The organism is Pseudomonas sp. BF-RE-22 (assembly GCF_019956155.1).
GTDB classification, from domain to species: Bacteria; Pseudomonadota; Gammaproteobacteria; order Pseudomonadales; family Pseudomonadaceae; genus Aquipseudomonas; species Aquipseudomonas migulae.
In genome coordinates, this window is sequence record NZ_JAHBDD010000028.1 from 18,695 (window position 1) to 42,717 (window position 24,023).

The following is a 24,023-nucleotide window of genomic DNA, read 5'->3' on the forward strand; positions in this document are numbered from 1 at the left end:
CAAAGGGGAGGATTGTAGCGGGTCATTGGCCGCGATGGCTAAAGGTGTGCAGGGCTTTCTCGATGCACTGCGCGGTTTTGCCAAAGGCTTGCACGGTAATTTCAGAGAACGGCCCGCCGCCCTGGTCCGCCACCACGATCATGATCACGCGGCCGTTGTTGACCAGCGAGCGCAACAGCAGGTGTTCGCCACCGAACTGAGAGCGCAGGCTGGCCGGCAGCAGCGCCGAAAATTGTGCGTTGTTGGCCGGGGTCAGGCGTACCTGGGCTTGCTGCGAGAGCAGGCGTTGCAGCACGGTGCTTTGGCTGACCACGAAATTCAGGCCAGCCGTTTCTTTCGGCAACCCGGCAATCTGGTGCACGCGCAGATTGGCGTGTGTGCGGTCGGCCATCAGGATCATCACCCGGCGCATGCCACATGCAACCAGTGCATCGCGGGCCGAGTTGGTCAAGTGCATGGCATTGGTGAAACGACTCGGCTCTACCAGCAGCTCGGCGCATTGTTTGCGCCACTTGGCCAGGTCCTCGGCGGTCGGCGCCGGGGCTGGCAGCAAACCGGCGTGCACACGGTTCATGCCCTGCGGCCAGAGCAGCGCGACGGCGGGGTGCCAGAGGTCTGGCATGGCGTGCTGGCGCGCACTGTTGGCGGCCTGCTGGTGAAGTTGCTGCTGCACCTCGTCCATCGGCATTTGCAGGTAAAGGCTGGTCAGGTACTGCCAGCGTTCACTGTGCGGACAGTCCCAGGCGTGCTGTGCCGACAGCGCCAGACCGTTGGCCAGCAACACCGTGTTGGCCGGCTGATTGAGCCAGCGGCGCAACGTCGGATCGTCATCGAGACGGTTCTGCTGGCGCAATGGATGATCGCTGTCGCGCGCGATACGCAGGACTTTCACCAGTTCCCGTTGCTCATTGAGTAACAGCTTGTAACCCTGCTGCACCCAGTTCGGCAGGTGCCAGATTTCCACCAGGGCCTGACCGATTTCCAGCAGGCGTACGCCGAATAATTGTTTCTCGACTTTACGTGCGGACTCGCCCTTATGGATGACCCGCAGCTCCCATTCTTCGAGCAATTGCGGATGGGTCAACGCCAATGGCCACAACGGCGATAAAAACAGCAGGCTGCCCCAGTGGATGTCCTGCCACAGCCGCGCCAGGCGAGCGGCGAAAAAGCCGTTGGCCTGTTGCGTCGCGTGCTGGCTGATCATCTGCAACTGACGCAGGGCCACGGGAATGTCCGATTCCGGCATCGCGGGCAGCCGTGCGAGCAGTTCTTCGGTGCGCTTCAAACCGAGGCGATTGATCGCCACCTCAAGGTTTTCCGCAGGCTCGGTCATGCTGCCGTGGGTGTGCCGGTTGGCTTCACGAATCACGCTCAAGGCCAGGGCGGGGCTGTCCTGCATCAGCTCGGCGATATCGCGCAACGAGCTGCGGTTGTCGCCGATGGCCTTGCAGACCCGGTCATGACTGCCTTGCGGAACGGGCAGGTGCACGCCGTCCAGAAGCTTTACCCAGCCTTGGAGCGTGTTTGGTTTTGGAGTTGGAACGTTCGTTTCGTTAGCCATGGTTGGACGCGATCATCGTCTGCATTACCTATGCCCGAAGTGGGCCAAATTGGCTTTTCGCCTGAACTGGCTATAGTCTGGCGCAGTTTTGCCGATAAGTAGAAGAAGAGATTTTTTAACTTCCGAATATGACCTTGAACCCGACTCAGTAAGTGCTCTCCTACCTATGGCTAAAATAATCGGCATCATCGTCGTATTCGCGAGCGTGCTCGGCGGATACGTGCTTTCCCACGGCAAGATTGCCGCCCTGATTCAACCCTTCGAGGTGATGATCATCGGTGGCGCGGCCCTTGGTGCATTCCTCCAGGCCAACCCCGGTTACATGACCCTGCACGTGCTCAAGAAGTCCTTGAGCATGTTCGGATCGCGTTTCAATCACGGCTACTATCTTGAAGTGTTGGGGCTGATCTACGAGATCCTCAACAAGAGTCGCCGCGAAGGCATGATGGCCATCGAAGGCGACATTGAAGATGCCGCCGCGAGCCCGATCTTCGCCAAGTACCCGTCGGTGCTCAAAGACGAGCGCATGACCGCGTTCATCTGCGATTACCTGCGCATCATGTCCTCCGGCAACATGGCTCCCCATGAGCTGGAAGGCCTGTTCGACATGGAACTCTACAACCTCAAGGAAGACCTCGAACACCCGTCCCACGCGGTGAACGGCATCGCCGACGCCATGCCCGGCTTCGGTATCGTCGCGGCGGTATTGGGTATCGTGGTGACCATGGCGTCCCTGGGCGAAGGCGACCAGAAATCCATCGGTCTGCACGTGGGTGCGGCACTGGTCGGTACCTTCTTCGGTATTCTCGCGGCGTACGGTTTCTTCGGTCCGCTGGCCCACTCCCTGGCCCACGATGCCAAGGAAGAACTGAACGTCTACGAAGCCATCAAGGCCTCGCTGGTGGCTTCGGCTTCCGGCATGCCGCCATCGCTGGCGGTAGAGTTCGGACGCAAGGTTCTGTACCCGGCGCACCGTCCTAGCTTCGCTGAGCTGGAACAAGCGGTTCGCGGTCGCTAAGTCATGGAAAATAATCAGCCGATTATTATCAAGCGCGTCAAGCGCATCGCCGGCGGGCATCACGGGGGCGCCTGGAAAATCGCCTTCGCCGACTTCGCGACGGCGATGATGGCGTTCTTCCTGGTGTTGTGGCTGCTGTCCACCGCGACACCGGAACAGAAGCTCGCCATCGCCGGTTACTTCAAAGACCCGATCGGCTTTTCCGAAAGCGGTACGCCGTACATCATCGATCTGGGCGGCACGCCGACCCTGGCGCCGGAAAACACCCTCAACCCCGAGGTGAAATCCCAGCCGCAGCCGGACAAGGTGACTGTCGACGCCGAGCAGGTCGAAGGCATGGCCGAGATGGTGGAGAAGGAACGCCTCGAACTGTTGCTGCAAGAACTGCAGAACAAGGTCGAAGAGAATCCGCAACTGAAGAAATTCAAGGACCAGATTCTGTTCGAGATCACGCCGGACGGTTTGCGCATCCAGATTGTGGACGCCGAAAACCGCCCGATGTTCGACTCCGGCAGTGCGCGCCTGAAACCGTACTTCGAAGACATCCTGCTGGCCATGGCCGACACCATCAAAGCGGTGCCGAACAAGATCAGCATCAGCGGCCACACCGACGCCAAGCCTTACAGTGGCCAGGGTGATTTCGGCAACTGGGAGCTTTCAGCCAACCGTGCCAACGCTGCACGTCGTGCGCTGGTGGCGGGCAGTTATCCGGAGCAGCAGATCGCACGCGTGGTCGGTTATGCCTCGTCGGCATTGTTCGATCGCGAGAACCCGCTCAACCCGGTCAACCGCCGCATCGACATCATTGTGCTGACCAAAAAAGCCCAGCGTGCCATCGAAGGTTCGCAAGGCGTGGAACCGACTCCGGAGCCGACACAAGGGCAGGGCGGCCCGGGTGAAGTGCCGGCCGATCCGAATGCGTTGCCGGCGGATAAAGAACCGCTGCCGGCGCATGAGCTTCGCGAGCGCTTGAATCTGTTCGATGACCCGGCACCGAAACCGGCTGAACCGCCGAAGCAGTGACCCACAAAAAAGCCGACAGCGATGTCGGCTTTTTTTTGCTTTGGTTTGGAGGTCACTTCATTTTCAGTTTGAGCGCGGTCCCTTGTAGGAGCCGGCTTGCTGGCGATGGACGCAAGTGCGCCGCGTTGATTCAGACAGCATGCGTTATCGTTGACGACCATCGCCAGCAAGCCGGCTCCTACAGGTATTGCGTTGTCTGTGTTTCCCGGGATTCCGTGAAACCAACGCCGCACACATGTTGATCCAGGACGGCTGTGATGCCTTGGATGTGCTGGGCTGGACGCTGGAAAAAGCCGCACGCTGAAAACGAAAAAGCCGCGAGATGATCGCGGCTTTTTTTGTGTCTGCGGGAGTCGGCTTAGTAACTGCTCTCCGGCAAACTCGCGATGATCGAGCGATAGCTGTTCATCCGTTGCTGCTGCACGCGGCCTTCTTCCAGTGCCTTGAGCAATGCGCAACCCGGTTCGCGGTCGTGCTTGCAGTCGCGGAAGCGGCAGGTGCCGATCAGGTCGTTGAACTCGATGAAACCGGCTTCGACGTCGGAGCGGCTGACGTGGCCCAGGCCGAATTCGCGAATACCCGGGGAGTCGATCAACTCACCGCCACCGGGGAAGTGGAACAGCCGCGCGGTCGTGGTGGTGTGAGTGCCCTGGCCGGACAGTTCGGACAACGGGCCGACGCGGGTTTCGACTTCCGGCAGCAGGCTGTTGACCAGCGACGACTTGCCGACGCCGGACTGGCCGACGAATACACTGATGCGTCCGTCCAGTTGTTCCTGAAGTTGCTCCATGCCATTGCCGTGGTGCGCCGACACTTCCAGTACCGGATAACCCAGCGTGCGGTAAACCGCGAGCAAGGCATTCAGCGCCGGGGCGTTCTGCTCGTCGATCAGGTCGAATTTGTTCAGCAGCAGCAACGGCCGAATGCCGGCGTGCTCCGCAGCGACCAGATAGCGGTCGATCAAATTGGCGTGAGGCTCGGGCAGCGGCGCGAAGACGATGACGATCATGTCGACGTTGGCTGCAACAGGCTTGAGCTGGCCACGACTGTCCGGGCGGCAGAGTTCGGTTTTGCGCGGCAGTTGCGCCACGATCACCCCGATGCCCTGGTTGCCGGCACGCCAGACTACCTGATCGCCGGTCACCAGCGCCGGCAGGTTGGCGCGCAAGTGGCAGCGGAACACCTGGCCGGCCAAATCGCCATCGAGGGCTTCGACTTCGACCTGCACACCGAAGTGTGCGATCACCAGGCCGGTCTGTTCCGGACCCAGGTCGCCACCCTCAAGTGCCTCGACAGCCGAGGACTCGCGTTTGGCGGCGCGGGCAGCGCGTTCGCCCTGAATCTTTTCGATGCGCCAGTTTTGACGACGATTGAGTTGGCGTTTGGCCATGGGTGTTCCGTATCAAGAATGCAGCGATTAGGTAAAACGGCCGCGAGTTTAGCACGCCCGGCCACCTCCCTAGGCTAAACTGCGCAGCATTGCCTAGGAGCCGACACATGCAAAACCCGCAGAATCTGATCTGGATCGACCTGGAAATGACCGGTCTGAACCCTGATACCGACGTCATCATCGAGATGGCCACCATCGTCACCGACAGTGATCTGAACACCTTGGCCGAAGGCCCGGTGATCGCGATTCACCACAGCGATGAAATCCTCGCCGGCATGGACGAGTGGAACACCCGTCAACACGGCGGCTCGGGCCTGACCCAGCGCGTGCGCGACAGCCGCATCAGCATGGCCGAAGCGGAAGCCGAGACCATCGCTTTCCTGGAGAAGTGGGTGCCGAAGGGCAAGTCGCCGATCTGTGGCAACAGCATTTGCCAGGATCGCCGCTTCCTTTATACGCACATGAAATCCCTGGAAAGCTTCTTCCACTACCGCAACCTCGACGTCTCGACTCTGAAAGAGTTGGCCGCACGCTGGGCGCCGGACGTGCGCGACAGCTTCAAAAAGGGTAGCACCCACCTGGCGCTGGACGACATCCGCGAATCCATCGCCGAGCTGCAGCACTACCGCAAGCATTTCATCAAATTCTGATCAGGCGGTGCCTGTTCCGGCGCCTTCGCGGGCAAGCCTCGCTCCTCCAGGGGCGCGTTGTGCCCGTAGGAGCGAGGCTTGCCCGCGAAGGGAGTGACGCGGCCGATCTCCGTGATCGCCCCCTTTTGGTGCTGCACCTAAATGGCTAGACTGCGCGCCTTCCTGCAAGGACCGCCACCATGTTGCTGATGCTTTACCTGATCGCCATCACCGCCGAAGCCATGACCGGCGCACTGTCTGCCGGCCGTCGCGGCATGGACTGGTTTGGCGTGGTGCTGATCGCCTGCATCACGGCGTTGGGCGGCGGTTCGGTGCGCGACGTGCTGCTCGGTCACTACCCGCTGACCTGGGTCAAACACCCGGAATACCTGGTGCTGACCTCGGTTGCGGCCATGGTCACTGTTTTCACGGCCCGCTGGATGCGCCACCTGCGCTCACTGTTTCTGGTGCTCGACGCCGTGGGGCTGGTGGCGTTCACCCTGATCGGCTGCATGACCGCGCTGGAAATGGGCCACGGCATGCTGGTGGCCTCGGTCAGCGGTGTGATCACCGGGGTGTTCGGCGGCATCCTGCGCGACATCTTCTGCAACGACATCCCGCTGATCTTCCGCCGCGAACTCTACGCCAGCGTCTCCTTCGCGGCGGCGTGGTGCTACATGCTGTGCATTTATCTGCAACTGCCCGGTGAACAGGCAATTCTCATCACCCTGTTTGGTGGCTTCTTGCTGCGGTTGTTGGCGATTCGTTTTCACTGGGAAATGCCAAAGTTCGTTTATAACGACGAGCAATGAGCGGCAATGCTTACATTCGTCAAGAACGGCACGAATAACCTATAAAGTTGCGGTATATATGTAGCGTTTGTCAGGCGAGTAATTAAATAAGCTGTGGTTTTCCACTGTTTAAAAAGGTTACTTGCATGTCTGATTCAGACTCGACAAACGCGCAGCCCGACGCGCATCAAACGTTGATAATAAAGTCGATTCCCGACTGGTTGATTCGTGCGCCTGCCGAAAGACGCCTGGCATTGAAAAACGCCGGGGTTGTTTTTCCTGACTGGTACCGCTCGGCATCCGCCGCCAGTCATGAGGCCTTGAAGCAGGCGACTCAACGTAGCTGGGTTTCGCAAACCCGGGTGGACCGCCTGTTTGAAGGCCTTGCCGACGTTCGCGCATTTGCCGAGCCGTTGCTGGTTGAGGCCCTGAAAAGTCAGTTCGAGATAGAACTGGATGTCAGGAAAACGTACCTGCGACTCTATGTCCCCAAAGACTTACCGGTCCGCTATGAAGTGACGACGATTTCACTTCTGGATGCTGCCTTGCATAACTTCGAAATGAAGGAGACGGCAGCGCGTTACTTTGACAGCGCTTCATGTTTTATCACTGAGCCCGATGCGGCCGGACAGTTCGATATTCTTCAGATTAATAGTCGCTTGTCTGTCGCGGCATTTGCCTCGCTGTGCCGACAACTTGATATCGGAGGGCGCTATAACCAGCAACTTGAGGCGCTGTTATTACCTGCGGATGCTGCGGCCAGAGCGATGCTGGCAAACAAAGTCATTGCCAGTCAGCAGGATCGATTCAGGGTGGCGACACTCCTGGCGCGAATGAAAGGGGACATCGGGCACGCTGAGCAGACGCTGTTGCCGGGCCTGCTCACAGAGCAAAAAATACCGTTGCCTGGCGCAACAGCGCTGCGCTTGTATCAACTGAGCCTCTTGGGAACGGCGTTGACCGGCATCGTGCTGTTCTCGGCGGATCCAGAACATTCTCGCGAAGTTGAACCGGTGATTGCCTACATCCCCGATGACCCAGAGCACCCGCTGAAAACCTATGCCTCCTCCCGCGAACTCGTGGACGAACTGACCCGGCAATTGCGCTCTACCGATTACCAGCGTTTTTTTGCCCGGTTTGTCGCTCACGACCAACGAGGCACCTTTTTCGCCACGTTGCTTAGTTTGCTCAACGCCGCAGCCCCCGATGTGCGCCCCAACCTCCGGATGCAAACACAACGCGTGGGCCCGCAATTGTGGACCTGGCTGTACCAATCCAGGTTGAACCAGATCCTCAATGACGCCCGCGTCATGGCCGTGTCTACCGCAGACGAAGACCGCAAGTCGCGCTGGGAACAATGGGACCGCCTGGAAAAAGTCGCCACCGTTGTGCTGGAGGTCGCGGCGCTGGCGGCGATCCCGTTCGTGCCGTTTCTGGGCGAACTGATGTTGGCCTATACCCTGTACCAACTGCTGGACGACACGTTTACCGGCATCCTTGATTGGGCCGAAGGGCAGTTGATCGAAGCGTCGGCGCATTTGCTGTCCATTGCTGAAACGGTCGCCCAGTTAGGCGCGTTTGCCTTGGGCGGCCTGGCCGTCGGCAAACTGCTGTCCGTCGCCCCCGGCGCTTTCGTCAGCCGTTTGAAAGTCGTTGATATGGGGGCAGGTCAGCAACGATTGTGGAATCCCGATCTGAGTGCATATGAGTGTGCAGTGCGCTTGCCGGCCGACTCCCGGGCCGATGCGCTCGGTTTGCATCGGCATCAGGGCGCGAGCGTGCTGCCTCTTGATGGGAAAACCTATGAAGTGGTGCCCGAGGCTGACGGGGATGTCTATCGCATTCGCCACCCGGACAGGCCGGATGCCTACAAACCACAACTTGCCCACAACGGCGCAGGAGCGTGGGCGCATGAGGTTGAGCGCCCCATGGAGTGGCGGCGCGCGCAACTGTTTCGGCGCCTGGGGCATTCGGTGGCCGAGTTTTCGGATGTCACGGCTGGACGCATTCTGGCGGTGAGCGGCATCGACGAGGCGGTGCTGCGCGACATGCACGTTCATACCCGGCGCCCCCCGGCCTTGCTCGAAGACACCATCCGGCGTTTCAAACTCGATCAGCAGATTCAGGCGTTCATCTCGCAGATGCAAAGCACCGATTCGCGGGTGTATTTGAAAGCCGATCCGCAGATGCAGGTGCAACTGCTGCAAGCTCGGGGCGTCAGCCTGCGGGACAGCCAGCTGCGAAGCGGCGATGTGGTTCGAAGCGTGGTTGAAACACTTGAGGATGCGCAGCTGAAAAAACTGCTGGGTGAAAGCTCTGCGTTTGGCGATTCATTGCCAGGAATCGATGTGCGGGCTGCCCGGCTGCGACTCGGAATCGCGGGTTGGGCACAGGAAAGTCGCGCCAGTTTGTTCGAGGCAAGTGAACGCCACTTTGAGCTGAGCAGTGATGAAAACACTCGGCAGATACGCCGGATTTTTCCTGATCTGCCCAAAACCATCGCTGAAGAATTATGGCGTCATGCAGAGGCTGCCGATCGTCTGCACATGCAGCGCAACCTCGGAATCACCCGGCGAATGGCGCATGAAGCGCTGTTCTATCTACGGGAAGTACGCCTCAGCAGGGCGTACGAAGGGCTTTATCTGGAGACGAGTGCAAATCCGGACTCCGACAGGTTGGCGCTGCATAGGCTCGAAAGCCTGAACGGCTGGTCGCCAGAGGTGCGCATCGAAGTGCGTGACGGCGATTTTGACGGTGCATTGGTGGACAGTATCGGTGGTCCCGAGGCCCCGATTCGCAAAATCCTGGTCAGACAGAATGGCCAGTACCAGGCCTACGATGGCTTCGGCAAGGAGCTGCACGCATTCGACGATCTCTACGGCGCCGTCCAGCATGCCCTTCCCGATGCTCAGCGCCGGGCGTTGGGTTTGCCTCATGTCGGGCAGGGCGCGGGGCTCCGGCAGGCGGTCAGGCAACAAACACTGATGCCTCGCTCGCAAGCCAGGGCCTTGCTGGGACAGCCGCCATTGGAGGCGGGTGCTCGTTCGCCCATGGGGCTGGCCGTGGGGCGTTCCGGCTATCTGTTGGGCGGTGGCGATTTTGTGCCGGAGCCGGCGCGTTCCGTAGGGCAGCGGCTTCAAGCGCTGTACCCGACGCTCTCCGAGGAAGAAATGACGACGCTACGCAGCGAGCGATTGATCGGGGAGCCGGTGTTGGCCGTTGCGCGCCTGGAGAACGAGTACGTGACGTTGGTCAATGAGTTGGAGATGTGGAGCCATGACGTGCCGTCCCGTCATCCGGCCACGGGATCGATACTCACAGAGAATGAAATCTCTATTCAGCGCCAGGGCAGAAACCTGTTCGCGCAGGAGTTGCAGGCGAATTGGAGTCGCAGACTGACGACGGCCAACCGCTACACATCGACCACGCTTGATTACGATCTGGAGATACTCGGTGAGTTACCGGTGTTGTCGGCAGACTTCAGCCATGTTCGTGAATTGTCTTTGAGCAGCAGCGCCGGGTTGGGCGGGCATTCCTTTCTCGCCAGCTTCCCGGGTGTGCGGTACCTGACATTGTCAGGCTTCGCGCTGGAGACTTTGCCCTTGGAAATCTATCAGATGAGGGCACTGGAGACGCTGACCCTTGATGACTGTGCTATCGAACTGAATGAGGCAGCAGTCGACGGCCTTGCACATATGGAGGGTTTGACGCTGTTGCACCTCGATAACAACCGGCTTGGGTTGACTCCCGATGTTCGTTACATGAGCAGGCTGGACAGTCTTTACTTGAAAAGCACAGGTTTGATGGAGGTGCCTGTCGGATTGTTCGATCTTGAACAACTGGCATTTGCCGATCTGAGATTCAATCAGATCACCACATTGCCGGATGAGCTGTTTGAAGTTGCAGATGCTCGAGAGGTTAATTACAACTTGTTGGGTAATCCGTTGAGTGAGGCCTGCAGGTCGCGTATTGAGAATTATATTGAGAGCTCAAGTCTTGATAAAAAGATAATTATTCAATTTGACGGTGCGCTGGATGAAGAAATTGATTGGCAGGAAGCGCCTGATTCGGACGACAGCGGAGTTGATGAGGGTGATCCGGACTGAGTCTGCTGCAATGCTTTGTAAGTGATTGTCTGGGTGGAAAGTTGCATGTTTAAGTTTGTGGCAATTACTGCATTGAGGCGCTGATTTTTTCTTGTTATTAATCGGTGATACGACCCGTTGAATCGATTAATAACCAGCAAGGAATGCGTCATGAGTAATGTTCAAGGCTTGACTGCTTCGGTAGAAAGTAACAAACCATCCATATCCGGATTATCAAGACTGGAGGTCCGCTTCGAAGCCCCCGGTGTCGAATCAAAAAAAGTGTATGCCAATGGGCGGATGCAAGTTCGCGTCTGGGTATTCGTCGAAGCGGTAGATGAAAATGGTGATGCGGTTGAAATCGACCTTTCCCCGCTTCAATTCTCCGCAAAGCTGATTCATTTCCACAATGGTCAGCCATTGGAAGGGGAGGTGTATCAGAATCTGCCGCTGACTGGCTGGAATGCCAGTCGTTACGAAAACGGGTACACCCATGACATGCCCGGAGGCGTTCAATCCGGCAGCGCAGGGAGCAGCAGCGGCACGCCCGTCGAGTTCTGGGTTTCATCGTCAATCGACGGTCAAGCACAAGTCGCGGCTGAAGTGACGGTGCAGGGCAAGGTTTACCGAAGCAATAACACCCTGAATCCGGATGGCCGGAAGATTTCCAGAAGCGTTGTGATTCATGCGGAAAAAAGCCCTGTTTATGGTGTAGAGAAATTTACGTGGCAGTCGCATGAACTCCGCGGCTCGTTTGAGGGCGATCTGTTGTTTCGATACCACTTGGGGCTTTATTCAGACGGCAAGCAAGTAAAATTGTTGCGTTGGGAAAGTCGTCAGTATGAAGTCGGCGGCACCTACCCTGTTTTATTCTGTGACACCGGATTGATTCTGGGGCGGGATGCGCCAAGGTCTTTCATGGGGGTAATGGCTCCTTCTCGGGCAACGGAGCTGGATGTCTATGTTTCCGGGGCGCGAAAAGTTGAAGTCAATCAGCGTGCCGGGGAGTTGACCGTCATCAAAGGAATTCCTCCCGCTTATGTTCGCAGTGAGGATGTAAGGGTTTCACCCTTTTACTTTACTGCTTTCGATGAGTTTGGTAATGCGCACAGTCTGTCGATAGAAATAGATATTCCCAATGACGAATTTATTTTGAGAAGAGGCTGAGAATCAATTGATTCGAAGCTTTGATTAAAGCGTGTGGCGCGGCTTTTATTGTCGCGTGACTCTTCAATATTCATGAGTTCAAAGGGTATCTGATAATGACAGTCACTGAAGTGGCGAACGTCTATTCCAATGCGTTTAATTTTGATGAGTTTCTCTCCGGCGGGGTCGACCCCCGTACCGGTATTTACACCTGTTCGTTGATGTTGGGTGACATCAAGTCCGCAGACTTGAACGGTCCTTCTTTGCCAATCAGCTTGTCCTACAGCCCACTCAACAGTATCGACAGCGGTTTCGGCAGCGGTTGGTCGATGGCAATGACCCGTTACGACGCGGGCAATGAAATACTCGGTTTGTCCGGTGGCGGAAGTTTCAAGACGAAGCAGACAGCCACCCACCTGGTCTTTGATGAGTTGAAGCTTGAGACGCTCAAGGTCGAACGGTCTGGACCAGGGCGTTTTGACGTCATCCATAAAAATGGTATGCGTGAAGAGCTGAAGATCTTTGAGGGCAGCGATGTCGCGGTGCCGATGAGGATTGTTGGCGCCAATGGCGGTGCAATCACGCTCGACTACACCGCCCTGAACGGGCATCCGGCGCTGGTTGCTGTGAAGGACTCACAACGTACGTTGCTGAGCATTTCCCGTACCAGGGGCAAGGTTACGCTGACGCAATACCCCGGCACCGAATGTGAAGCCAGCTTTGTGTTGTCGCTCGCTAACAACGCGGTGGCCTCCATTGATTTGCCCGTAGGCGGGTCCTGGTTTCTGACCTATGAGCCTTTCGGCAATCTCCAGTGCCTGACCCAGGTCGATTCGCCGTTAGGGGCGCGAGAGATAATCGGGTATCAGGAAGCGGGGCATCAATTCCCGCCCGGTTCGCCGATTCGCTCCATGCCTTATGTGATCTCCCACACCGTGTACCCACGGCAGAATCAGCCCGCGATCACAAAAAATTATGAGTTCTCGCAGAAGAATTTTCAGGGCTTCGATGACGACGGCAGGCGATGGTCCCCGGACGGTGACACGCTCTACAAGAGCTCGTCGGGCTATGAGTATTCTTCGACCGAAAAACTGATGGCGGGCACAAAGGTCCACAGCTCCACGGTGCGCACCTACAACAAATATCATCTGCTGGTTTCGCAGGTGACGACCTGTCAGCAGATGATCACCACCCGGTCCACGGTGTACCACATCGATTCTGGCAAGAGCTTTCTCGAGCAACCTGCGCAGTTTCGATTGCCCAAAGTCCAGACGTTACGCTACGAAAACCGCACCGCCGGTACATCGCGCGAAGAGCTTACCCACACCGAATTCGATGGGGCAGGCAACCTGCTCAAACAGGTCGGACCGGATGGGGTAACGATCCTGTCCGAATTTTATCCCGCTGCCGGAGCGGAGGGGTGCCCTGCCGACCCATTGGGGTTTGTCCGGTTCGAGAAGCAGAGAACCATCATCCCGGCATCGCAAGCATCGGATAAACCAAGCGCCGCCTCGACGGTGATGCGTTATCGCTATGCCTTGCACGCCTCGTTGCAAGGTTCGCCGGTGACCGCCGTGCTGCCTGTCGAGGAGAGCTTTTATGAGCTGAACGCAGACGCTGAAATTCTGCGTTCGAAAACGCAACGGGTTTACGTCAATCAGCCTGATGACCCGCTGCGCCATGGCTTGCTGCAAAAACAAACCGTCACGCAGAACGCCTTGGCGACGGTTACCGAGTTTTCCTATGTGCTCGACAACAACCGGCTTGAAATTCAGAGCACCCTCAAGGGGTTCGATGGCACCGTCAAAACCGCGGCTCAGACACTCTCATCGCTCAACGGCATGAAGCTGGGCGAGCGCGGCGAAGACCAGGGAGCGGTCGCCTACACGTTCGACGCCATTGGCCGGCCCCTGAGTGAAACGTTTTCGCCGGGCACGGCCAACGCCGCCACCCGCCGCATGGTTTATCAGGCGGCCAGCAATAAAGCTCCGGCGACGATGCTCACGACAGATCTGCTCGGCGTTCAGCAAAAAGTTGTGTACGACGGCCTCGGGCGCGTCGTCGCCGTCGAAGAGCAGGATTGCGATAACCCGGACGAAGTGGCCAGGACCCAGTTGCTCGTTATCTATACAGCGCGCCACGATGCGCAGGGGCAGTTAGTGGAGCAAACGCACTCTGACTGGTGGGACGGGGTTGCCCGGCCGGTCAAGACCGGGTTTGTCTACGATGGCTGGGGACAGGTCAAGACCACGCTTCACGCTGACGGGCGCAAGGAGCATTGCACAATCGACCCTGTGGCCCGCACTGAAACTCGCTGGCTTGAGGGCATGGGCAAGTCTGTCATCGGCCTCAATGTTTTCGGCAAGCCTGATCGTATCGAGTCGTTCAATATTGCGGGTGAAACCCAAGGCGCAATCGTTCATGGCTATGACGGCATCGGCCGAGCCATCAGCCAGACCGATCCTGTCGGCAACACCACCACCTATGAGTACGACGTGTTCAATCGGTTGCGGCGCAGCGTCTTGCCCGACGGGAACACCGTGCAGACCGACTACGCGCTGCACAGCCAGGCGTCGCTTGCCACTGAAGTGAAAGTGGCGGGCCAAAGCCTTGGGCGGCAGACCTTCGATGGCTTGGGCCGCTTGAGCGAAAGTACCGTGGGTGGACGCGCGGTCACTGCGGGCTACGCGGCAGGATTCACGCAACCGATCTGGCAGAAAAGCGCCAGCGGTGAAAAAGTCGAGTTCGTTTATGCGCGTGATTTCGGCGGGCGCGTGACGCAACGCAAGGCGACCGGACTGGACGCCGAATTTACCTACAATCCGCTGCACGGTCAGTTAGCCAGTTGTGTCGAGCAAGAGTGGGAAACGCGTTTCGAGTATCACCCCTCCGGACGCCTGAAAAGTGAAACCACTGCGCACGCTGGCGTGGACCGGACGGCGTCGTACACGTACACGTTCGGTGGCCGGCCACTGACTTGCGTCGATGTGCTCGGTCAGTCACACAAGACGGAGTACGACGAATGGGGGCGGGCAAAGTCGTTTGAGCAGAATTCGCTCAAGGCCGATTTCATCTACAACGCTGTGGGCCTGCTGGAGCGGGTCGACTCGCAGGATACGCAGGCCAAGCGTTCCATGACGACCCGCCTGGTCTACGACGATCAGGGGCGAGAAATTTCGCGCAGCTTTGAGGTCAAGGGCGCTGCTACTCAGACCCTGAAATCGAGTTACGACCTCGCTGGCAAGCTGACGCAGAAGGTACTGGGCATCGGTGAAGACGTGCTGCGCGACGAACGCTTCGACTACGACGCCCGAGGTCGACTGGGCCACTACACCTGTAGCGGAACGCTGCGGCCACGCGATCCTTTCGGCAAGGACATTATCAAGCAGACCTACGTTTACGATGCGCTGGATAACATCGTCAGCCTGCAAAACGATTTTCCCGGTGGCAGCAACACCACGACCTTCACCTACAGCGCTGTCGATCCCACGCAACTGATCGAGGTTCAGCACTCTCACGCGGATTATCCGGCGCCGGTTACGCTGCAATATGACGCCAACGGCCAGATGATCCAGGACGATCAGGCTCGTGCGCTGAGCTACGACGCACTGGGGCGATTGACGCAAATCGCTACGGCATCCGGGGCGGTGATGCGCGGCTATCACTACGATGCGCGCGATCGCCTGGTCGAGCTGTCACAACCCGGCGGGCCGGGTGCCCAGCGCTTCTACCATGACGGGCGGGTGATCAACGAGATCAGCGGTGCTGACCGTCGTACCTGTGGGCGCCAGTCCGGTTTATTGCTGGGGGAACAGCAGCAGGGCACGGCCACCGGATTGACGCTGTTTGGCACAGACCTGCAGCAAAGCGTTTTGATCGCCGAGTCCGGCACACAGCGCGACGAAGTTGCCTACAGCCCCTACGGATATCGTCCTGCCGAAGGCGGGATATTCAGCCAGGCAGGATTCAGCGGTGAGCAGCTTGATCCGTTGACCGGGCTCTATTTGCCGGGCAATGGTTACCGGGCCTACAGCCCGACGTTGATGCGTTTCCTCAGCCCGGACAGCTTGAGCCCGTTTGGCGCGGGTGGATTGAACCCATACGCTTACTGCCTGGGCGATCCGATCAATCGGGTTGATCCGACCGGGCATGTTTCCTGGCAATCTGCCTTGGGCGTTGGCCTTTCGTTGTTCAGTATCGCGACCAGCATCCTGACCTTCGGCACAACCACGCCGCTGGCGGTCGCGAGCCTGACGTTGGCGCTGGCTTCCGGGATCGCCGGCATTGCGAGCGAGATTGCCCACGAAGTGATGCCGCAATCGGAGCTGGGTGATGTCCTCGGCTACGTGAGCCTGGGGTTGGGGCTGGCGTCTTTCGCGGCGGGGGCAGGGGCGGCCGCTCAAGGCGCCAGCAAGGTCGCGGGAGCGTTTCGGTCGGGTTTGAGCGGTGATGCGCGAGGGGCGGCCAAGGCAATGACCAGCGGGATGAGCGGAAGAAGCGCAAGGGCTGGATCATCTACTCAGTCCGCAGAGGCATCCTCCGCAAAGTGGGTTTACAAGACTTACAACGCGCAGCGCAACATTCCGGGTTTTGAGTCACTGGATGATGCGAGCAGGGCAAAGTTTTTCCGGTTCAAGGACGCGATCAAGGATGAGGGGATGACACCGGGCCAGGCAGCCGAACTGCTAGGCGGAAAAACCTACTACAACGAAATGGTGCCGTTCAAATCCCCCAACCCCAAGCAACTCCTTGAGCCCGGATACTTCAATGACAGCGGTTACACCGAGATCAGGCTCAACCAGGGAATGCGTCTGTTTTTCTATGTGAACAAAGACACTCGGACAGCGACCATGTTCAAGTTTGGTCATACGCAAAAAGGAGGTTGACGCCGGGTGGGGTGCAAAATCAGGCGTTGCGCAGTTCATGCTGACGCAATGCCCACTCCACATGCTCTCTCACCAACTCCGAGGGGTATTCCCTTCGCGCCTTCAATGCTTCCAGCACCGGAATCGTTGAAGGCGCATTCCCCAAACCCACCGCCAGATTCCGCAACCAGCGCTCATAACCCGCCCGACGCAGCGGCGAGCCTTCGGTGCTGCTCAGAAACCGGTCTTCATCCCACATGAACAGCTCAGCCAGTTCAGCGTTGTCCAGGTTGTGCCGTGGCTTGAAGTCGCTTTCGCCGGACGGACGGGCAAAACGGTTCCACGGGCAGACGATCTGGCAGTCATCGCAGCCGAACACCCGATTGCCGATCAATGGCCGCAAATCCTCCGGGATCGCGCTTTTCAGTTCGATGGTCAGGTAGGAAATGCAGCGTCGGGCGTCCAGAACATAAGGACCGACGAAAGCGTTGGTCGGGCAGATGTCGAGGCACGCGGTGCAGCGGCCGCAATGTTCGGTGGCGTGCGGAGGGTCTTCCGGCAGCGGCAGATCGACAAAGAGCTCACTGAGAAAGAAGTAACTGCCGGCCTTGCGATTCAAGACCAGCGTGTTTTTGCCGATCCATCCAAGGCCGGCCTTTTCGGCGATGGCTTTTTCCAGCACCGGTGCGCTGTCGACAAATGCGCGGTAGCCGAACGGGCCGATGACCGCCTGAATCTTTTCTGCCAGTTGTTGCACGCGTTTACGGATCAACTTGTGGTAATCGCGGCCCAAGGCATAACGCGACACGTAGGCTTTTTCCGGTTGAGCCAGCAATTGCGCCATTTGGGTGTCGCCCGGCAGGTAATCCATGCGCAGGGACACCACCCGAAGCGTGCCGGGCACCAGCTCTTCCGGGTGTGAGCGTTTGCTGCCATGGGCGCCCATGTAGTCCATTTCGCCGTGGTAGCCGGCTTCGAGCCAGCGCGCCAGGTGCTGCTCATGCTCGGCCAGATCCAGGCCGCTGATGCCGACTTGCTGAAAGCCCAGCTCGCGGCCCCAGTCCTTGATGGATTGGGCGAGGGCGGGCAGGTCTGTGGTAATAGCGGGCATGAGGCGAGAGAAACCGGAGCTGAGGTGCGTATAATTCTGCCAGACATCGGAGCCCGAAGACGCATGCCGCACACTAAAGATGATTTACCCGACGTGCTGTACAGCGCCGCGCAAGTGCGAGCGCTCGATGCGAGCCTGATTGCGGCCGGTACGCCGGGCTTCGAATTGATGCAGCGGGCGGCGCGGGCAACCTGGCGTGCGTTGGTCCGGCACTGGCCGACGGCCAACGAACTGACGGTGGCCGCCGGCCACGGCAACAACGCCGGTGACGGTTATCTGGTCGCGGTGTTGGCCAAGCGTGCCGGCTGGCATGTGCGCGTGCTGGCGGTCGGTGATCCCCAGCGTTTGCAAGGCGATGCTGCCTTGGCCCACGCCGAGGCCCTGTCCGAAGGCGTCGCCGTTCAAGCCTGGAGTGCACAGTCGGAGTTGCGTGGCGTTGTATTGGACGCCTTGCTCGGCACCGGCCTGACAGGCAAGGTGCGCGAGCCTTACGCCAGTGTCATCGCGGTGATCAATGCCAGCGGCCTGGCGGTTGCGGCGGTGGATATTCCGTCGGGCCTTTGTGCGGATACGGGAAGCGTGCTCGGTGCGGCTGTCCGGGCGGACCTGACCGTGACCTTCATTGGTTTGAAACTGGGCCTGTTCACGGGCGAGGCGGCGGACGTGGTGGGCGAGTGGGTCTTTAATGATCTGCAAGCTTCGCCTGAGTCTTTGAGCGGGATCGCCATCAGTGCTCATCGTCTGACGGCCGGTAACTTGCCGCGTCTGGCGGGGCGTGCGCCGACCGCCCATAAAGGCAAATTCGGCCATGTCTTGCTGATCGGCGGTGATCGCGGTTTCGGCGGTGCCATTTTGCTGAGTGCACAAAGTGCGCTGCGCAGTGGCGCCGGCATGGTGTCGGTGGCCACTCGCAGCGAGCACGTGCCGGCCGCACTGGCCAGAATTCCCGAGGCGATGGTGCTGGGCACTTCCTCGGCGAATCAGCTGATGGGTTTGCTGCAAAAGGTTTCCGTGCTGGTGGTCGGTCCGGGCTTGGGGCAGGCTTCGTGGGGACGCAGTCTGCTGTCGGCGGCGGCCAATGCGCCGCTTCCACAAGTCTGGGACGCCGATGCGTTGAATATGCTGGCTGACGAACTGGTGAACCTGCCCAAGGACTGCGTGATCACGCCGCATCCGGGGGAAGCGGCACGGTTGCTCGGGATCAGTACCGCTGAGGTTCAGGCCGACCGTCCGTCCGCTGCTCACGCATTGAGCAAAAAATATACAGCTGTAGTGATTCTGAAAGGCGCCGGCAGTCTTATCGCCAGTCCCGACGGTCGCTTGGCGGTGTGTCATCAAGGCCATCCGGCCATGGCCGCTGCCGGTCTGGGCGATGTGCTGGCCGGTCTGGTCGGCGCGTTGCTGGCCCAGGGCATGGACGCGTTCGATGCGGCCTGCCTCGGAGTCTGGCTGCACGCCAATGCCGGTGCGCAACAAGGTAAATCGGGCCGTGGGCTGGCGGCCAGTGATCTGATTCCAGCCATTCGTCAGTTGTTGGAGGAGCAAGCACCGTGTCTGAAGTAACCCTGTACCTGGCTGATGAAGAAGCGATGACCGCGTTTGGCGCCCGCATCGCGAAAACCACCGAAGGGCACGGTCTGATTTTTCTGGAAGGGGATCTGGGGGCGGGGAAAACCACGTTGTCCCGCGGCATCATCCGGGGGTTGGGGCATGAGGGCGCGGTAAAAAGTCCGACGTTCACCCTGGTCGAGCCCTACGAGATTGGCGACATCCGCGCCTTCCATTTCGATCTCTATCGTTTGGTCGACCCTGAAGAACTGGAGTACCTCGGCATCCGCGACTATTTCGAAGACGATGCCTTGTGCCTGATCGAGTGGCCCGATAAAGGTGCAGGCTTTTTGCCAAAGCCCGACCTGACCATTACCATTAGCCCGCAAGACAGCGGGCGTTCGCTGAAAATTTTGTCCCAGGGCTCGCGTGGCGAGTCGTGGTGTGCCGCTTTGGCATTGGAAATCAATTAAATGATGGGGTCAGGTATGCGCTTTCGCGCGATGGTAGCTGCCGTAGGGATGTTGTTTTTGGCGGTGACCGTCGACGCTGTGGCCGAAACGAAGGTCAACAGCGTCCGTCTGTGGCGGGCGCCGGACAACACACGGTTGGTGTTCGACCTGACCGGGCCGGTGCAACACAGCGTTTTTACCCTGACAGCTCCGGACCGACTGGTGATCGACATCAATGGCGCGACCCTCGGTGCGCCGTTGAACGTCTCCACCGCCAACACCCCGATCACCGCCATGCGCTCGGCCCAACGCACGCCGACCGACCTGCGGGTGGTCATCGACCTGAAAAAAGCCGTCACGCCGAAGAGCTTCACCCTGGCGCCGAACGCCCAGTACGGCAACCGCCTGGTGGTCGATCTGTTCGATAACGCCGCCGACGCCGCGCCGATTCCTGCGCCGACCAACGTCGCGACCGTCGCGCCGGTACCGGTCACTCCGGTCGATCCCCCGGTCAAGCTGCCGCCCGCGCCGGCCGGCAAGCGCGACATCATTGTCGTGATCGACGCAGGTCACGGCGGCGAAGACCCGGGCGCCTCTGGCTCTCGCGGCCAGCGTGAAAAAGACGTGGTGCTGGCCATCGCTCGCGAATTGCAGCGCCAGGTCAATGGCATGAAAGGCTTCCGCGCCGAACTGACCCGTACCGGCGACTACTTCATTCCGTTGCGTGGCCGTACCGAAATCGCCCGCAAGAAAGGCGCTGACCTGTTCGTTTCGATCCACGCCGATGCCGCGCCTTCGGCCGCCGCGTTCGGTGCCTCGGTGTTCGCCCTGTCTGATCGCGGCGCCACGTCGGAAACTGCCCGTTGGCTGGCCGACAGTGAAAACCGCTCCGACTTGATCGGTGGTGCCGGCAACGTCAGCCTCGACGACAAGGACCGCATGCTCGCAGGCGTGCTGCTCGACTTGTCGATGACCGCCTCGCTGACGTCCAGCCTGAACGTCGGCCAGAAGGTTCTGAGCAACATCGGCCGCGTCACGCCGCTGCACAAACAGCGCGTGGAACAAGCCGGGTTCATGGTGTTGAAGTCGCCGGACATCCCGTCGATCCTGGTGGAAACCGGGTTCATCTCCAACGCCAACGAAGCCTCGAAACTCGCGGCGTCCAGCCACCAGCAAGCGCTGGCTCGCTCGATCAGCAGCGGCGTGCGTCAGTTCTTCCAGCAGAATCCGCCACCGGGCACGTACATCGCCTGGCTGCGCGATTCCGGGAAAATCGCCCAGGGGCCGCGTGATCACCGGGTGAACCCGGGTGAAACCCTGGCGATGATCGCCGTGCGTTATCAGGTGTCCCCGGCCACCTTGCGCAGCGCCAACAACCTGAAAACCGACGAGCTGAAAATCGGTCAGACCCTGACCATTCCCGGCACCGAACTGGCATCCAAAGAATGAATCAGGCCGTGATCAACAGCGCTCGCATCGAGCTGCTCAGCCCGCGACTGGCGAACCAGATTGCCGCCGGCGAGGTGGTCGAGCGCCCGGCTTCGGTGATCAAGGAGTTGCTGGAAAACAGCCTCGATTCCGGCGCCAAACGCATTGATGTCGATGTCGAGCAGGGCGGCGTCAAGCTGCTGCGGGTGCGCGACGATGGCAGCGGCATTTCTGCCGATGACCTGCCGCTGGCCCTGGCCCGTCACGCCACCAGCAAGATCCGCAACCTGGAAGACCTTGAGCGGGTGATGAGCCTCGGGTTCCGTGGTGAGGCACTCGCCTCGATCAGCTCCGTGGCACGCTTGACCCTGACGTCCCGCACCCGTGATGCCGATCAGGCCTGGCAGGTCGAAACCGAAGGCCGGGACATGGCGCCCCGCGTGCAGCCAGCCGCTCATCCGGTGGGCACCTCCGTAGAAGTGCGGGATCTGTTCTTCAACACCCCGGCGCGGCGCAAGTTTCTCAAAACCGAAAAAACCGAATTCGATCACCTGCAAGAAGTGATCAAGCGTCTGGCCCTGGCGCGCTTCGACGTGGCGTTCCATTTGCGCCACAACGGCAAAACCATCCTCAGCCTGCATGAAGCCCATGACGACGCGGCCCGCGCCCGGCGTGTGGCGGCGATCTGCGGTTCGGGGTTCCTGGAGCAGGCGCTGCCGATCGAAATCGAGCGCAACGGCCTGCATTTGTGGGGCTGGGTGGGCTTGCCGACCTTCAACCGCAGCCAGGCGGACTTGCAGTATTTCTTCGTCAACGGCCGCGCCGTTCGCGACAAACTGGTGGCCCACGCGGTGCGCCAGGCCTATCGCGACGTGCTGTTCAATGGTCGGCACCCGACTTTCGTGCTGTTTTTCGAAGTCGATCCGGCCGGTGTCGACGTCAACGTGCACCCGACCAAACACGAAGTGCGCTTCCGTGACGGGCGCATGGTCCACGATTTCCTCTACGGCACCTTGCACCGTGCCTTGGGCGATGTGCGACCGGATGATCATCTGGCGGCACCGGTGGCGACCGCCATCGTTCGTCCGAGCGGCCTCGAGGCCGGTGAATTCGGTCCGCAAGGCGAAATGCGCCTGGCGGCCAATGCGCTGCTGGAGCAGCCTCAAGCGCAACCGTCGTTCAACACGCCGGCGGGCTCGGGCGCTGGTGCCGGTTATCAGTATCAATACACGCCGCGTCCTCAGTCCGGCGTGCCTGTGGCTGAAGCCCAGGCGGCTTACCGTGAGTTTTTTGCGCCGCTGCCGGAAGCCAATGCTGTCGCGCTGCCGGCCGGTCAGGACGATATTCCACCGTTGGGTTACGCATTGGCGCAACTCAAGGGCATCTACATCCTTTCGGAAAACGCCCAAGGCCTGGTATTGGTGGACATGCACGCCGCTCATGAGCGGATCATGTACGAACGCCTGAAAGTCGCCATGGCCAGCGAAGGCCTGAGCGGTCAACCGCTGTTGGTTCCGGAATCGTTGGCGGTGAGCGAGCGCGAAGGCGATTGCGCCGAAGAAAACGTCGCGTGGTTCCAGCGTCTGGGCTTTGAGTTGCAGCGTCTCGGCCCGGAAACACTGGCCATTCGACAGATTCCGGCTTTGCTCAAGCAGGCGGAAGCCAATCGATTGGTTAGCGACGTGCTGGCGGATCTGATGGAATATGGCACCAGTGACCGGATTCAGGCGCACCTGAACGAATTGCTTGGCACCATGGCCTGCCACGGCGCGATTCGGGCGAATCGGCGTCTGGCCCTGCCGGAAATGAACGGTCTGCTGCGTGACATGGAAAACACCGAGCGCAGCGGTCAATGCAACCATGGCCGACCGACCTGGACCCAATTGGGCCTGGACGATCTGGACAAACTGTTCCTGCGCGGTCGTTGATGAGCCAGCTCCCTCCTGCGATTTTCCTGATGGGCCCGACCGCAGCGGGCAAGACCGACCTGGCCATCGAGCTGACCAAAGTCCTGCCTTGCGAGCTGATCAGTGTTGATTCGGCGCTGGTCTATCGCGGCATGGACATCGGCACCGCCAAGCCCTCGAAAGAGATTCTGGCCGAATTTCCCCATCGTCTGATCGATATTCTTGACCCGGCAGAGAGCTATTCCGCCGCAGATTTCCGCCGTGACGCCCTCGAAGCGATGGCCGACATCACCGCGCGGGGCAAAATTCCGCTGCTGGTGGGCGGCACAATGCTCTATTACAAGGCTTTGGTCGAAGGCCTGGCGGACATGCCAGCGGCCGATCCTGAAGTGCGCGCGCAGATCGAAGAAGAAGCTGCACGCCTTGGCTGGCAAGCCCTGCACGACCAATTGGCGATCATCGACCCGGAATCGGCAGCGCGTATTCACCCGAACGATCCGCAGCGACTCAGTCGAGCGCTGGAAGTTTATCGTGTCAGCGGTCAGAGCATGACCGAGCTTAGACTGAGACAATCTGCGCAAAGTACTGAAGCAGCCGCTTCGGGACTGCAACAATTGCCCTATACTGTCGCGAACTTGGCCATTGCTCCGGCAAATCGTCAGGTACTGCACGAGCGAATTAAACAAAGATTCACTTTAATGTTGGAACAGGGATTCATCGACGAGGTCGTAGCCCTGCGTAAGCGAAGTGACCTGCATTCCGGGTTGCCGTCTATACGTGCAGTAGGCTACCGACAAGTCTGGGACTACCTGGATGGCAAGCTGACGCAAGCCGAGATGCAGGAGCGTGGAATCATTGCCACGCGCCAATTGGCAAAACGTCAGTTCACCTGGCTGCGCAGTTGGGCTGATTTACACTGGTTGGACAGCCTGAATTGCGACAATCTGCCGCGCGCCTTGAAATACCTGGGGACCATCTCCATATTGAGCTGAGTCCTTGCAATTGCCGTCTATCCTTGGGGGTGTGACGGCCACAAGCCATCTGTTTACCTATTTTTTATATTGAATCC

15 protein-coding genes are annotated in these 24,023 nt (G+C 59.4%); 12 read left to right on the forward strand and 3 right to left on the reverse strand.

Annotation, left to right across the window (positions count from 1 at the left end; genetic code table 11):
- Window positions 1–22: 22 nt before the first annotated feature.
- Complete coding sequence (locus tag KGA82_RS15740; RefSeq protein ID WP_008040419.1) at window positions 23–1,561, reverse strand: HDOD domain-containing protein; 1,539 nt, start codon at window positions 1,559–1,561, stop codon at window positions 23–25.
- Between the two features lie 166 nt (window positions 1,562–1,727).
- On the opposite strand from KGA82_RS15740, the gene motA reads away from it, so the two are divergent.
- On the forward strand, window positions 1,728–2,579 hold the full coding sequence (gene motA, locus KGA82_RS15745) for a flagellar motor stator protein MotA (RefSeq protein WP_008027935.1): 852 nt from the start codon (window positions 1,728–1,730) through the stop codon (window positions 2,577–2,579).
- A gap of 3 nt (window positions 2,580–2,582) precedes the next feature.
- Window positions 2,583–3,602, forward strand: a complete 1,020-nt coding sequence (gene motB, locus KGA82_RS15750; RefSeq protein ID WP_223451140.1) for a flagellar motor protein MotB — start codon at window positions 2,583–2,585, stop codon at window positions 3,600–3,602.
- Between the two features lie 358 nt (window positions 3,603–3,960).
- On the opposite strand, the gene rsgA is transcribed toward motB, so the two are convergent.
- Window positions 3,961–4,992: a small ribosomal subunit biogenesis GTPase RsgA gene (gene rsgA, locus KGA82_RS15755; protein WP_008035286.1), complete on the reverse strand. Its 1,032-nt coding sequence runs from the start codon at window positions 4,990–4,992 to the stop codon at window positions 3,961–3,963.
- Window positions 4,993–5,099: 107 nt separating this feature from the next.
- Here rsgA and orn point away from each other — a divergent pair, with 107 nt between their 5' ends.
- The 5 genes from orn to KGA82_RS15780 all read left to right on the forward strand — a co-directional run bounded on the left by orn (window position 5,100) and on the right by KGA82_RS15780 (window position 16,529).
- Window positions 5,100–5,642 (forward strand): oligoribonuclease, encoded by a 543-nt coding sequence (gene orn, locus KGA82_RS15760; protein ID WP_008035288.1) that lies wholly within the window; start codon window positions 5,100–5,102, stop codon window positions 5,640–5,642.
- A gap of 179 nt (window positions 5,643–5,821) precedes the next feature.
- Window positions 5,822–6,433 (forward strand): trimeric intracellular cation channel family protein, encoded by a 612-nt coding sequence (locus tag KGA82_RS15765; protein ID WP_008035291.1) that lies wholly within the window; start codon window positions 5,822–5,824, stop codon window positions 6,431–6,433.
- Window positions 6,434–6,558: 125 nt separating this feature from the next.
- Window positions 6,559–10,518, forward strand: a complete 3,960-nt coding sequence (locus KGA82_RS15770; RefSeq protein WP_223451142.1) for a dermonecrotic toxin domain-containing protein — start codon at window positions 6,559–6,561, stop codon at window positions 10,516–10,518.
- 150 nt (window positions 10,519–10,668) lie between these two features.
- The gene (locus KGA82_RS15775) at window positions 10,669–11,664 is read left to right on the forward strand and encodes a hypothetical protein (protein WP_223451143.1); all 996 of its coding nucleotides are present in this window, start codon (window positions 10,669–10,671) and stop codon (window positions 11,662–11,664) included.
- A 95-nt stretch (window positions 11,665–11,759) separates the two neighbouring features.
- The gene (locus KGA82_RS15780) at window positions 11,760–16,529 is read left to right on the forward strand and encodes an RHS repeat domain-containing protein (protein WP_223451144.1); all 4,770 of its coding nucleotides are present in this window, start codon (window positions 11,760–11,762) and stop codon (window positions 16,527–16,529) included.
- A 19-nt stretch (window positions 16,530–16,548) separates the two neighbouring features.
- Here the strand turns inward: KGA82_RS15780 and queG are convergent, their stop codons facing one another.
- Window positions 16,549–17,619 (reverse strand): tRNA epoxyqueuosine(34) reductase QueG, encoded by a 1,071-nt coding sequence (queG, locus tag KGA82_RS15785; RefSeq protein ID WP_008043118.1) that lies wholly within the window; start codon window positions 17,617–17,619, stop codon window positions 16,549–16,551.
- A gap of 63 nt (window positions 17,620–17,682) precedes the next feature.
- Between queG and KGA82_RS15790 the strand changes: the two genes are divergently transcribed.
- The 5 genes from KGA82_RS15790 to miaA are packed head-to-tail and all read left to right on the forward strand — an operon-like array spanning window position 17,683 to window position 23,946.
- A complete protein-coding gene (locus KGA82_RS15790; protein WP_223451145.1) occupies window positions 17,683–19,182 on the forward strand; it encodes an NAD(P)H-hydrate dehydratase in 1,500 nt (499 codons plus the stop codon).
- Complete coding sequence (gene tsaE / locus KGA82_RS15795) at window positions 19,170–19,640, forward strand: tRNA (adenosine(37)-N6)-threonylcarbamoyltransferase complex ATPase subunit type 1 TsaE (protein ID WP_008035315.1); 471 nt, start codon at window positions 19,170–19,172, stop codon at window positions 19,638–19,640. Before KGA82_RS15790 ends, tsaE begins: the two co-directional genes overlap by 13 nt.
- 48 nt (window positions 19,641–19,688) lie before the next feature.
- Entirely contained in the window at window positions 19,689–21,068 is a 1,380-nt protein-coding gene (locus tag KGA82_RS15800) for an N-acetylmuramoyl-L-alanine amidase (RefSeq protein ID WP_404943243.1), read from the forward strand.
- Window positions 21,065–22,975 (forward strand): DNA mismatch repair endonuclease MutL, encoded by a 1,911-nt coding sequence (mutL, locus tag KGA82_RS15805; protein WP_263290708.1) that lies wholly within the window; start codon window positions 21,065–21,067, stop codon window positions 22,973–22,975. Before KGA82_RS15800 ends, mutL begins: the two co-directional genes overlap by 4 nt.
- Window positions 22,975–23,946 carry a tRNA (adenosine(37)-N6)-dimethylallyltransferase MiaA gene (miaA, locus tag KGA82_RS15810; protein WP_223451147.1) on the forward strand — a complete coding sequence of 324 codons (972 nt, stop codon included), beginning with the start codon at window positions 22,975–22,977 and terminating at the stop codon, window positions 23,944–23,946. The genes mutL and miaA overlap by 1 nt, the downstream gene beginning before the upstream one ends.
- Window positions 23,947–24,023: the final 77 nt, after the last annotated feature.